The organism is Candidatus Abyssobacteria bacterium SURF_5 (assembly GCA_003598085.1).
GTDB lineage: Bacteria > Abyssobacteria > SURF-5 > SURF-5 > SURF-5 > SURF-5.
In genome coordinates this window covers 1-11,945 of record QZKU01000097.1, presented here as the reverse complement: position 1 = coordinate 11,945, position 11,945 = coordinate 1, and the positions used below count along the sequence as shown (strand labels likewise).

9 protein-coding genes are annotated in these 11,945 nt (G+C 55.2%); all 9 read right to left on the bottom strand.

Annotated elements, in window-relative coordinates; all coding sequences use genetic code 11:
• Positions 1-243 precede the first annotated feature (243 nt).
• Positions 244-1,938: a pyridine nucleotide-disulfide oxidoreductase gene (locus tag C4520_13830; protein RJP18803.1), complete on the bottom strand. Its 1,695-nt coding sequence runs from the start codon at positions 1,936-1,938 to the stop codon at positions 244-246.
• A 24-nt stretch (positions 1,939-1,962) separates the two neighbouring features.
• A complete protein-coding gene (locus C4520_13825; protein ID RJP18802.1) occupies positions 1,963-3,222 on the bottom strand; it encodes a hypothetical protein in 1,260 nt (419 codons plus the stop codon).
• 16 nt (positions 3,223-3,238) lie between these two features.
• Entirely contained in the window at positions 3,239-5,173 is a 1,935-nt protein-coding gene (locus tag C4520_13820; GenBank protein RJP18805.1) for an FAD-dependent oxidoreductase, read from the bottom strand.
• 322 nt (positions 5,174-5,495) lie between these two features.
• Positions 5,496-6,752, bottom strand: coding sequence for a CoB--CoM heterodisulfide reductase iron-sulfur subunit A family protein (locus C4520_13815; protein ID RJP18801.1), 1,257 nt, complete (start codon positions 6,750-6,752; stop codon positions 5,496-5,498).
• 11 nt (positions 6,753-6,763) lie between these two features.
• On the bottom strand, positions 6,764-7,582 hold the full coding sequence (locus tag C4520_13810) for a YkgJ family cysteine cluster protein (protein RJP18800.1): 819 nt from the start codon (positions 7,580-7,582) through the stop codon (positions 6,764-6,766).
• Entirely contained in the window at positions 7,579-7,881 is a 303-nt protein-coding gene (locus C4520_13805; protein ID RJP18804.1) for a hypothetical protein, read from the bottom strand. Before C4520_13805 ends, C4520_13810 begins: the two co-directional genes overlap by 4 nt.
• A gap of 118 nt (positions 7,882-7,999) precedes the next feature.
• Entirely contained in the window at positions 8,000-9,874 is a 1,875-nt protein-coding gene (gene aprA, locus C4520_13800; protein ID RJP18799.1) for an adenylyl-sulfate reductase subunit alpha, read from the bottom strand.
• Between the two features lie 18 nt (positions 9,875-9,892).
• Positions 9,893-10,336: an adenylyl-sulfate reductase subunit beta gene (gene aprB, locus C4520_13795; protein RJP18798.1), complete on the bottom strand. Its 444-nt coding sequence runs from the start codon at positions 10,334-10,336 to the stop codon at positions 9,893-9,895.
• A 133-nt stretch (positions 10,337-10,469) separates the two neighbouring features.
• Positions 10,470-11,699: a sulfate adenylyltransferase gene (gene sat, locus C4520_13790; protein ID RJP18797.1), complete on the bottom strand. Its 1,230-nt coding sequence runs from the start codon at positions 11,697-11,699 to the stop codon at positions 10,470-10,472.
• Positions 11,700-11,945: the final 246 nt, after the last annotated feature.

The window sequence follows — 11,945 nt, the reverse complement described above, 5'->3', positions numbered from 1 at the left end:
GCTCGCTTGATCTCCTTCACAAAGCTCGGCCATGGACCCTTCTCCAGCTCGTCCAACAACGGCGTCCCATTTTCACTCATATCCTTCTCCTGTCTTTGCGTCTCTAAGAACGATAGGATAACCCTTTTTTTTTCAACCATTAACGCATGGCGTCATTCTATCATTGCCAGCGGATTCGAGTCAAACATTTTCAAAGGTAAAATCCAATTCTGCATCCTCTCCGCAATTTGCCGCTCAGGCAGTCTAGTCACCTCCCTCCAACCAGAACCGGAGCCCGCCTTCCAGGAATTTCACATCATCAAATCCCATACCCGCGAGAGTGCGGCACGCTTCGTAGCTTCTCATGCCGAGTTGGCAAAAGCATATCAACTCTTTATTGCTCGGTATATCGTCTTTTGCCGCACGCAATCGACTCAAGGGGAGCGAACACACGCGGGGGTTTTCAAATCTTGACTTTTCCACTTCATTCATTTCGCGCACGTCCAGGAGCACAAAATCCTCATCTCGCTCGATCCGCGCGCGCAACTCAGCGGCCGAAATGGTTTTCGCCAAACCATCTCTCTTGTTCAGGAGCACGTTCGCGGCGTGGGCAATGCTGTCGAGCGCGGTCGAATACGGCGGCGCATACCCGAGGTCGAGATTGGCGACCTCCTCGATTTTGGCGCGGCTGCTCAGGGCGGTGGCGATTACATCGACTCGTTTTGTAACATCACCCGGCCCGACTATCTGTCCACCCAGCAGTCTCCCGCTTTGTGCATCGGCAACAAGTTTTATGAGGAGCGCTTTTCCGCCGGGAAAATAGTGGGCTCGATCCATCCAGGGAACCACCGATGTAAGAAGCGAATATCCCATTGCCCGAGCCTGGCGCTCGGTTATCCCGGAGGAGGAGATGTTCACACCCATGGCTTTCATTACGGACGTGCCAACCACGCCGGGAAACACCGATTTCCCGCCCGTGATGTTATCGCCGATGACGCGGCCATGACGATTGGCCGTCGAGCCGAGGGGAGCATAGAGCTTTTTACCGGTAACCAAACTGTCGCATTCAACACAATCTCCGCCGGCATAGATATCCGGATCGTTCGTTTGCAGGTATTCGTTTACCGATATGGCGCCGGTACTGCCGATTTTCAGCCCGGCGGCGGCGGCCAATTGCACATTTGGTTTTACTCCAGTCGCCACAACCACCATATCTGCCGGAATTTCCCGTGTCCCGGTGACTACTCCGCATGCCTGTCCGTCTTGATTGGCAAGGATGCGTACGACTTTTTCGCCGACCAGAACCTGCACTCCTTCGTCACGCAACGCTCCGGCGACGGTGGCGGCGATTTCGGGATCCAACATGGTTGGAAGGATACAATCTTCCAATTCGACGATGACGGCATCGACGGCATGCGCAAACAAGGACTCGGCGATTTCGAGGGAAATACGTCCCGCTCCGATGAGGACGGCCTTATCGACCTCGCCGCCTTCTATCAGTTCGCGCATTCGCAAAGCGTCCTGGGGGTAGTGCACGAAGAAAACGCGGTCAAGCGCCAGGCCTTCGATCGGCGGCCGAGCGGGAGACGCGCCTGTTGCGAGAACCAGCTTGTCATAGTGGAGCTGTTCAATCGACTCTGTTTGCAGGTTCCGTATCTGAACGGTTTTGTTTTTGCGGTCTATCGCCTCAGCCAGAGTGCGTGTGCGAACTCGGATCCCTTTGACCGAGTCGAAGAATTGCTCGTCTCTCACGACGCCGTACTGTGTTTTCCGCAGGCCGTCGTATTCAGGGATCGCGCCGCCGATGTAATATGGTATCCCGCAACCTGCGTAGGAGAGAAGCGAACCGCGTTCAATGACGGTTATCTCGGCGTGCGGGTCGCGCCGCCGAGCGCGGGCGGCGGCCTTTGGGCCGCATGCCACCCCGCCGATGATCACTATTTTGCGCGCTTCCTTCATTTCAATTCGTCTCCAACAGAAACATCAGGCGGCGGCTTTTTCCATTTGGACCGCTCTTGCTTCAGTTCCTTTGCTTTGTTCGAGAACGATATCCCTGCCGGTATATTTCGAGTGAAGAATTGCCGTAAACCGGAAGAACATGTGGGCGAACTTCGAGTACGGGAAGTACCCGATCAGTGCGAACACAAACACCAGGTGAACGATGTATCCCCAATATGCGGCCCATGCGATTCCGGCAAACCGGATGATTTCAACAGCCAGCCCGGTCACTGCAACCGCCAGCAGCACAACCAGCAGGAACCAGTCCTGATAACTGGCCTTGCTGACATTCTCTTTTTGTTCGAGTCTGCCCCGGATAACGATCACCAGCCCGGCGATCAGCGCAACTACCCCCAAGTGGCCAAGTATTTTCGGAGGAGTCCACTGCGCGAACGGCGGATGAATCTTGAGGCCGTACATCATGAAAAAGGCGATGCCGGTTCCCACCGCAATCGCTATGAAGCCATACATGATCAAGAGATGGCCGACGTGGCGCTCCTTATTCTCCTCGCATTTCTTGAACTTTGCCTGCGTGAGAACTTCCTTGAGCGTGGCCTGGGCGCTGGCGATCAGGTTACCCTGAGTGGGCCCGCCCGGATTCGCGCCACTCCTGTTGACCTCGGCGGTTCCGAGCATCTTCCAGAATCTCGCCAGGCTGAAAACCAGCGCGAGCGCAGCAAGATGCGTGGAGGTGATGAACACGACGTACAGGTGCGGATGCGGCAAAAATTTGGAGAACTCGATTTCACCCGCGGGAATGGAGCCAAGTGTTCCGGCTATTGCCAGCATGACGAGGAGCCACACAAATGGAATGCCGAAGACCAGCGGCAGGTATTTGGGCTCTCCCAGCCAGGTCCCGATAAATCTTGGGAACGTGAACGTCTTAAAGATGTAGTTGCGCACGGCCGCGAGCGCGTCGCCCGGCCGTGCACCCCTGGGACAACTGACGGAGCAATCTCCGCACTGGTGACAGAGCCAGATGTCGGGGTCGTTGATGAGCCTGTCTTTCAGCCCCCACGACGCCCAGATCATCTCCTTCCGCGGGAACGGGTGCGATTCGGGAGTAAGAGAACACACCACGGAGCAGGTGGCGCACTGGAAGCATTTCTTCAGGGTACCCCCGCCCGCCGCCGATATCTCTCTGATGAAATCGAGGTCCGGCTCGATCTTCACGATCTGCTTTCCTGCCTTTTGGGGTGTGGCCTGCTCCTTCTCAGCGGTTTCGGCCATGAGTTCCGTCGTCATGAGAACAGAACCTCCTCTACATACCCTTGAACGGGTTCATTCCTACCGATTCGATGACCTCCATGAAGTCGTTCACGAGGCCGGGCAGTTTGTGCCAATCGGATATCTGAACTTGGTGCAGCTCGACGCGCTCATTTTCAAGCGCCATCGTCTTCAGTTTCTCCCTGACGTTCTCTCCGCGCGTATTCATCAATTCGCTGCCGCGTATAAAATGGCATTGGTAATCGTCGCCGTACTTGCAGCCAAACAACATCACGCCGTCAAACCCTTTGGCGAAGGCCTCATTGATCCAGATCACATTGACCGAGCCGAGGCATCTCACCGGAATGATCCGCACAAACGAGCTGTATTTCAGTCCCTTTTGTCCCGCTATATCGAACGCGGGATACGCATCGTTCTCGCAGGCAAGCACCAAGACCCTCGGTTTCTCCTCGAACTCGTCGGGCACATTGATCGCCTTGATCATCGAAGCAACCTGGTCAACGGAATAGTTTTTGAAACTGATGATGCGTTCCGGACACGCGCCCAGGCAGATGCCGCACCGCCTGCACCGTGTAGGATTGGGCAGCGGAGTTCCTTTGACATCCTCGTTCAGAGTGCCGAACGGACATTCTTCGGTACACCGCTTGCATTGGGTGCATCTCTGAAGGAAGAATTCCGGATACGAGCGGTCGCCTGCACGCGGAAGCACAGTCTCGCCGCGCGAAAGCATTTCGACACACTGAATCGCTTTAAAGGCGGCGCCGGTGGCATCCTCCACACTCCCGAGACCGTCCATCGGGGCGCGAACCGCGCCGGCGGCATAGATGCCCGTCCGCCGCGTTTCATAGGGGAAGCAGATGAAGTGGGAGTCGGGATAGTTATACTGCAAGGTCGGAAGATCCGGTCCCTGACGGTAGTTAAGGTTCAAGATTTCGGTGCCCTCATGGCTCTCCCACATGGCGATCTTCTTCTTCATCTCTTCGACCTGCGGGCCTCCTTGGTCGGAGGCGAGAAAAGATCGGGCGTCCTTGACGGCACGGATCTTTTCGCCGTCGGCCGCATTCGGCAGCATCCCGGTTGCAAGGACGACGAGATCGGCGTCGACAAGGATATCCTCCCCGAGCAGGCTGTTCTTGATCTCGACCTCCATCGAGCCATCGCCGTTCGGTTTGACGCCTGCAACGCTGCCCTTCGTCAAAAAGACGCCGGGATCCTGCTGCATTTTCTTGTAGAAATACTCGTATTGGCCCGGCGTCCTCATGTTTTCGTAAACGATGTATGCTTTCGCATCGGGGTCCTGCTCGCGGACATATGCCGCCTGCTTCAGCGAATTGAGGCAGCAGATTGACGAGCAGTAGGAGAGCTCATTCTTGTCCCTCGACCCCGCGCATTGGATGAACACGACATTTTTGGCTTTCTTTCCGTCGGACCGGCGGGCGATGCTGCCGCTCTTCGCCATCTCTTCCATTTCGACGTTCGTAATGACGTTCGGTAGCGAACCGAAACCTAAGTGGCCAAGGTTGGCCGGCCGGTAAGGCTTCCATCCGGTAGCCTGAACAATTGCTCCAACGCGGAAGGTGTCGCCGTCGCCCTTGAGCTTGACATCGAACACGCCTGGGCCCCCGTTGATCGATTCGATCTGGGCGCTGGTGAAAACTTTGATTCGCTCGTTTTGCTGTACCTGCTTTATCTTTTCTTCTATGCCGGTATCCTCGATGCTGTCGTAGGGGGCCGTGCGGGGAGTCGATTTCTTCAGCTTGGCCATCCACCCGCCGAGCTGAGGGCTTTTCTCAACCAGGACGACATCATATCCGGCGGCCGCGCTTTCGAGCGCCGCGGTCATTCCGGCGATGCCCCCACCGACAACCAAAATTGTTTTATTGATATCCTTGCTTTCGGGGAACGGCTCGACCGGGTTGGTCTTTTGCACTTTCACGATCCCCATTCGCAGGTAATCGGCGGCCATCATCTGAGTGTCTTCGTCACTCGGGGGCTGGCACCATACGACCTGCTCTCTGAGGTTGACGTACTCGACGATAAGATTCTCCGGGAATGTCTTCGGCGAATAGAACCGTGGAGACGGCCCTGCCAACACCACTTTTTCAAGCCCCTGCTCGGCAATATCTTTTTTGATACCCTCAAGGTCTTCGCCTTCGCAGGAAGGAACCGTCTTGCACACGTCGACCTTGTATTCGTCCGTAGCTACTTCGCACAATTCGTCGACGTTCAGGGCCTCGCCTATCCCGTACCCTGTGCAGATATATACTCCGATTTTGCTTGCCACGGGACTATTACCTCCTGATTAGTTGGATAGCCTTCATCACGGCCGCAGTAGCGTCTTTTACAGACCTGGATACATCCAGGGGCCTTTTCGCACATCCAGCGGCGAATATACCGCTTCCATTCGGACTGTCTATGACAAAACCGTCACTATCTTTCTCAAGCTTGAGGCCTGGAATGTTCAGGTCGGCGGTCGACGGAACGACACCCGTTGCAAGGACAACCATGTCGAACTGCTCGCGCAGCTTTTCCCCCGGCATCACTTCTTCGGCCTCAACAATCGGATTTCCGGTGGCCGCATCTTCGGTTATCTTCGCCACCTTCCCCTTGATGAAAGAGATATTGGGATCGTCCAGCAGATCGTAGTAGAACTTTTCAAACCGCCCGATCGTGCGAATATCGATATAGAAAATGGTAATCTTCGCTTCGGGCAGGTTTTCCCGTACGTAGCGGGCCTGCTTTAATGAGCCCATGCAGCAGAGCGCCGAGCAGTAAGGCAGATGGTTTTCGTCGCGCGAGCCCGCGCACTGGACGAAGGCGACGGTGGCAGGCTCTTTCCCGTCGGACGGGCGGGTGATTTTCCCGCCGGTCGGGCCGGTGTGGGATGCCAGTCTTTCCATCATCACGTTGGTGATTACGTTCGGGTATTTGCCGGCGCCCAGGTTATCCAGTTTGGCGACATCGTAGGGGCGCCAACCAGCGGCAATAATGATGGCGCCCACCTTTTCTTCGACGACCTCTTCCTTCATGTCGAGATCAATCGCGCCGGCGGGCGAAGCGGCCATGAGCTTCTCGACTTCTTCCGCGCCGAGTTTGCTCCTCTCGAGCACGTGCAGCATCGGGAACGCCGTCTCATGCGGGAGATGCAGCGCCTTGGTCGAGTTCATGCCGTAATTAAAATCGTTTGGGACTTCCGTGGTAACGGCATCGAGATGGGCCTGGCCGACCGGCTGTTTCCCCGTCACGTAGCGCGGCCTAATGCGGATGCTGACGGAATAATCTCCGGGACCTCCGGAAACCTTCTCGATCTCGGCCATGGTGTAGACCTTGATCTTCGGGTTCTGGCGGATTCTACGCACATTGATTTCCATGCCGCAAGAAGGCGGACACAGTTTTGGGAAATACTGATTCATTCGTATGACGCGGCCGCCGAGGCAGGGTTCTTTTTCGACGAGCACCACATCGTAGCCGAATTCAGCAGCGTCGGCAGCCGCGGAAATGCCGCTGATGCCGCCGCCGATTACGAGAATCTTGCCGTTAGTACTCATAGCGTCTCCATTCACTGTGCTTGTTTTCCCAACTGTATTTTCCGGATGGCGAGCACTTCATCACGGATCTTGATTGAGGGTTCATTAAACAGCGCAAACCTGAGCCAGCGGAAACCGAATTGCATTAGTTGCAGATCATCGTTTCGCAGTGACTCCGCAAGTTCTGCATCTATATCAAAATAGGACAGGAAACGACTTTCAAAGACAAACCGCCTGAACTTGTCCAGGTTGTAACACGCCATGTGGTACATTTCCATCTTGTCCGGATCGAGGTGATTTCCTTGTTGCAAGTACTCGTGCAGCGCGATTGCCTTGAAAGACTCTCCCATCTTGTTATATTCGATAATACCCTGGTCCTCGAGCCATTGGCGGACGGACCATTCCTTTTCTTCTTTGAATCCGCAGCAATTCCCCTCCTGCATGAGAAAATAAAATTGTTCTTCTCCATTGCCGTTGTCCTTCGGCGACGCCAGGCCGAGCGGATACATGCGGCACGCCCACGGCCGGTCTTCGTAGATCGTACAACCGCCGGGCGAGAGGAAAGGGCATTGCTTCTTCTCATTTTCCAGCATTTTCAGCACGACCACGGGCACCTGCTGTTTTTCATTGAAAGGAATCAGCGTGTAACGCGAGAGGAATTCGTCAGATGATATTCCGAGGCGCTTCTTCATCCGCAGGATGTCGTAGGGAGTGAGGAAAATATTTACGTCGGCGCAGCAGTCGGTAAAGCAGGATACTCCTCTGTGGCAAGAGAATTTGAACCTGTCGGTTTCTTTGAATCGAGGCGCATCAGTCAGAATGGCTTCTTTGATATCTTCAAAATCTTTCATGGAAACTTCTGAACTTCTCTATTGATTCGGTTGTCGAAAACGATTCGATCCTTGAGGGCCGATTCCGACCACACGGGAAGCGGACGGCAACAGCCGGTTGTTGGATCGATGCAATGACGATATGAGGCACGAGCATTATACCGCTCTTGCATCCAGTTCCACCCCCTGACAAAGTAGGGGCAGTCGTCATTGAAACATACATAGTGAAACTCCGCGTCCCACGTGCCTGCGTCCGGCACCTGCCATCTCTTCATCTGAGACCCGCAATGTGGACAGGATGGAGTTTCGGTAATTTTCATTTGAACCACCATGCTTACCTGCATTTGTTCAACCGGCGGTGAGCAGAATCTCCGCCGAAAAGCACTTCTGTAAAAAGGTTCCTCCGGGCGCACTGGGCGCCCGGAGGAAGTTGTTTTTCTAGCTGATGATGGAAATGACGGGTCTTTTTGCCATTTCCCACTGGCCGGTCTTCGGGTCGCATTTCGCGTTGACGAAAACCTTCCAGTTTTGCTCGTCCATCTTCGGGAAATCGGACCGGAAGTAGTATCCGGGCCAGCGAGTCTCTTCACGGAAGAGCATGCTGCGGACGTGCACTTCGGCCTGCCACAGCCTCTGGACGTTTTCCCAGCAGCGCATCAACTCGTGCAGGTCTTCGGCCGCGAGTTTATCGGAATCCTCTTTGAGGTAACCGATTAATTCAAGCGCCCGCTCCAACGACTTCTTGTTGGTAGTGAACTGCGCGGTGACACCGCCAGCGTACTCGTCCATGACCTTCTGAAGCCTGAACATGAACATCTTCGGCTTCATGTAGTTCGGATTGATATTGGGATCGCTCGAGGCTCCCTTGAACTGCTGGAAGATTTCGAGCGGCTTCAGGAGTCTTTCCTTCAGAGCGGCAACCGCTGCCGCATCCACTTTGGGCTGAGTGTTGTTCTCGACGATGAAGCGGATGGCTTCTTTCGCCGCAATTCGGCCTTCGGTGCAGGAACCGGAGGAGAACTTGTGGCTGGAGGCGCCGGATGCGTCACCCGCGCAGAACAGCCCTTTCACGGTCGACATGTGGCCATAGCCCCAGAAGTACTCCGGCGGAGCGAGGTCCTTCATGCCGCTGACCCACGCACCGGACGCGCCGGAATGCGAACCGATGAAATAAGGTTCGGACGCCGCGATTTCCGACGGCTTCTCTTCGGGCTGGACATTTGTGCCGGCCCATAGGACGGCCTGTGAAATGGTCATGTCGAGGAAGTCTTCCCACGCTTCGCTCTCAAGTTCCTTCAGCTTCTTCTTTCTCTTCTTCTCATCAGGCTCGGCTTCGGCCAGCTTCTGAATGGCTTCTTCAGTGCGCATGTAGATGGGGCCTTTGCCTTCCATGATATCGAGCATACCGAGATAATTTCTCAGATTCGCCGGGACCGGCTTCACGTTGCCGTACGGCAGCCAATTCTGCAGTTCCGGTTTCCGTTCGACCATATAGTCGCCGCCCATGGCGTTGGTGGCCCTGGATTTGAACAGGAGGAACCAGGCGCCGACCGGACCGTACCCGTCCTTGAAGCGCACCGGGATGAAGCGCACTTCCTGACAGGTCTGCTCAGCGCCGGCGCGAGCGGTGAAATACAGACTGGAGCCCGAATTCCACGGCGGATACCAGGCGCGCCCCAGACCTTCACCCGCTGAGCGAGGTTTGAAGACGTGCACTGCGCCGCCCATGGCAGCCAGAACGGCCTTTGCTTTGAAGACATAGAATTTGTTTTCGCGGACGCTGAAACCGACAGCACCGGCGATCCGATCACCGTCCAACAACGGTTCGACGATGAACACGCGCTCATAGATGTTATCCATGCCGAGCGCATTTTTCGCAGCCTCTGCGACGAGCACTTTGTAGGATTCGCCGTTGATCATGAGCTGCCAGCGGCCTTCATGGACGTACTTGCCTTCAGCATCTTTCCAAATGGGGAGCCCCCACTTTTCGAACAGATGCACGGTGGAATCCACGTGCCGGGCGATGCTGGCGACCAAGTCCTCGCGCGTGATCCCCATGAGGTCGTTGCGAACGTACTTGATGTAGTCTTCCAGCGTGTTTTCGCCGTCTTTCAGGCCCACGTACTGGTTGATGGCCGAAAGCCCCATGGCCACAGCGCCGCTGCGGTCCATCGCCGCCTTGTCAACCAGCGTCACTTTCACGCCACTTTTCTTTGCCCAATATGCAGCTTCAACAGCAGCGCCGCACGCCGCCATTCCGCCGCCGCATATCAAGAGATCGGTAGTAATTTCTACATTTTGAAAATCAGCCACTTATCTCACCTCCTCCCCTTATTTGTTGAGCTTCGCCAAATCCGACATGCCGCCCGAAGCCGGTTCCGTGAACAGGATGGGGCTGCTCAGGTCGTCTGTACCCGTTTTCCAGCCGCCATCCGGAACGGCAGAGCCTTCCGGTGTGGTGCGGATGGGGAATTTAAAGCGTTTGATTTGGCCGCTCCGGAACTTCACGGTCCACATGATGTCTTCAGTGCTTCGCATTGGGGTGACGTTTGCGCCCATGGGAACGAAATCTGCGTACCCTCTGACTTCGACGGCTTGCGTCGGGCAGATTTTCACGCAGTTGTAGCATTCCCAGCACATTTCGGGTTCCCGATTGTATGCCTTCATGAGGTCCTTATTGAGCACCATGAGGTCGTTCGGGCAGATGTACTGGCACGCGGTCTTGTCCAATGCCTTGCAGCCGTCGCATTTTTCCGGGTTCACATAGCTTGGCATTGTTTAACTCCTTAAGCCGTTTTAGTTACCCTCTGTCTACTTCGATTTACGAAAAAATGGATAATTTCTTTTTTCGGAATACCTCCTTTCACCGAGAATAAGTACATGCTGCAACTAAACCCTTTCTCTCATCCTATTTCTTTTTGGCAGCTTCGCCGGTGGCGGCTCCATGCAACTTGATTTCAACCTTTTCCGTCAAACCTGCGTAGTATTCCTTCAAGACGGTGAGGACTTCGGGCCGGCTGAAATCGGCAGGAACTTCGCCTCCCTCAGAAAGCATTTTGCGAAGCATTGTTCCGCTGAGCAGGAGACGATCCTCTTTGCCGTGCGGGCAGGTCCTCATGGAGGCCATGCCGCGGCACTTATGGCAATAGAATGTCCAGTCGATGTTAAGCGGTTTGAGCTCGAGGGCGTCCTTGGGAATCTCGTTGAATATCTTCTGTGCGTCGAACGGGCCGTAGTAGTCGCCGACACCGGCATGGTCGCGGCCGACGATCAAATGACTGCATCCGTAGTTCTGCCGGAACACGGCATGAAGCAACGCCTCGCGCGGGCCGCCATAGCGCATCTCCATCGGATAGCCGCCCTGAACCACCGTGTCCTTGACAAAGTAGTTTTCAACGAGTACATCAATGCATTTCACGCGCACGTCGGCTGGAATGTCGCCCGCCTTCAGCTTGCCGACAAGTTGATGAATGAATAGCCCGTCGCAAACTTCGACGGCGATTTTCGCCAAGTACTCATGCGAGCGGTGCATCGGGTTGCGCAGCTGCAATGCGGCAACGGTATTCCATCCCTTTTGCTCAAAGATCTTCCGGCTTTCGGCCGGCCTCATATAGACGTCTTTGAACTCTTTGGGATAATAGCTTTCGCTGAATACGTGCACCGGACCGGCAAGATTGGTTTCGGCCTGCTGCATCACTTTCGCGACGCCCGGGTGCTCCTTGTCGTTTGTGCGGAACACCTGTTTGCACTCGTACTCCTTGTCGATCGTGTACTTTTCCGTGATCTTGATGCTGCCCATCAACTCGTTGGTTTCGCCATCGACTAAGGCCGCCTCCGAACCTTCCTTCAAAGACCCGGCCACTTCCTTGCTCGCGGAGAGTGTAATCGGGATCGGCCAAAACACACCGTTCGCCATGATGTATTCGGCGCACACGCCCTTCCAGTCCGCCTTTGTCATGAATCCTTCAAGCGGAGTGAACGCACCAATACCCATCATGATCAGGTCCGATGTTTCGCGGCTGGTCATGACGATTTTCGGCAGCGACTGAGCCTTCTTCTTCGCCTCTTCCAGTTTCTTGCCCGAAAGCAAAAGCGGCTTCAATTCGGCTGCCCCATGCGGCTTCACTAATTTTGACATTACCTGCTACCCCCCTTTCCTTTCCTGAGGTATAGTAAAACTTCTCTTTGGACTGCACCGGTTATTTTCACCTGTTTTATCCCAGCCACCTCCTTCAAGAGCCGATTTGGCCCGTTGATCCTTGGGCCGGGTACAGGAGAAACCCTTTGGGAAGAGGGTTCTCACTCTTCCGGAGGCGTTTCGCCCGATCCGGGTGTAAAGCCGGCAAGGACGATATAGGTCGTGCTTCCGCTCGACCAGTAGTCC

Bases quoted from the DNA above. Each gene is read 5' to 3' on its own strand.
- C4520_13810 (RJP18800.1), bottom strand. From the start codon at position 7,582: ATGAAAGATTTTGAAGATATCAAAGAAGCCATTCTGACTGATGCGCCT.
- sat (RJP18797.1), bottom strand. From the start codon at position 11,699: ATGTCAAAATTAGTGAAGCCGCATGGGGCAGCCGAATTGAAGCCGCTT.
- aprB (RJP18798.1), bottom strand. From the start codon at position 10,336: ATGCCAAGCTATGTGAACCCGGAAAAATGCGACGGCTGCAAGGCATTG.
- C4520_13820 (RJP18805.1), bottom strand. From the start codon at position 5,173: ATGATGGCCGCCGATTACCTGCGAATGGGGATCGTGAAAGTGCAAAAG.
- C4520_13805 (RJP18804.1), bottom strand. From the start codon at position 7,881: ATGAAAATTACCGAAACTCCATCCTGTCCACATTGCGGGTCTCAGATG.
- C4520_13830 (RJP18803.1), bottom strand. From the start codon at position 1,938: ATGAAGGAAGCGCGCAAAATAGTGATCATCGGCGGGGTGGCATGCGGC.
- C4520_13825 (RJP18802.1), bottom strand. From the start codon at position 3,222: ATGACGACGGAACTCATGGCCGAAACCGCTGAGAAGGAGCAGGCCACA.
- C4520_13815 (RJP18801.1), bottom strand. From the start codon at position 6,752: ATGAGTACTAACGGCAAGATTCTCGTAATCGGCGGCGGCATCAGCGGC.